This window comes from Desulfocicer niacini (assembly GCF_054657595.1).
This window is the reverse complement of sequence record NZ_BAAHYK010000168.1, coordinates 1-621: the sequence shown is the minus strand read 5'-3', so window position 1 is coordinate 621 and position 621 is coordinate 1. Positions and strand designations below refer to the sequence as shown.

General features: G+C 44.6%; 1 protein-coding gene. It reads right to left on the bottom strand.

The window, feature by feature from the left end; all coding sequences use genetic code 11:
* Positions 1-257: 257 nt before the first annotated feature.
* Positions 258-621: hypothetical protein (locus ACYQ2M_RS25220; protein WP_459919163.1), on the bottom strand; the 364-nt coding region annotated here is incomplete at its 5' end.

The window sequence follows — 621 nt, the reverse complement described above, 5'->3', positions numbered from 1 at the left end:
GGTAATAACACTGTAAAATGGATTTTTGGGATAGCTTCATGAATATAAAAAACGCTTTAATGGGTTCATGGAAGAAGCCAATCACCTCATTAAAACCGGTGAAAAGTATTACAAAGCCGTGGATTATCCCAATGCTACAGGGGATACGACAAAACCACCGGAAATTTTCAAATAAAATTTGACACAAAAAAAATAAATGCAGCCGTTCAAAATTTTTGAACGACTGCATTTTTAACCTGTGTTCGACAGTCATGGGATCATTTTTTCAGGATTTTGTCTAAATATCCTATAAAATCAAGGCGGGTGTCGGCTCTGAGATCAAAAACTGTGGGCACACGATAGACAAAGTTATCCTTGACATAGCAAAATATACATGCTTTTTCATGGGCATGTATGTACGCAGCATAAAACGGAAGAACAAGGATGGGTCTGAGGTCGAGTATATCCAGTTGGCCCACAATACCCGACACCCTGAAAAGGGCTACACCCGGGCCGAGGTCGTCTACTCCTTCGGGCGGCGGGACCAGCTGGATGTGCCAGCTCTCAAGCGCCTTGTCTCCAGCCTCAGCCGCTTCATCAGCCCTGAAGATGCTCAAGATCTGGAGGCTCAGGGCACAGGCC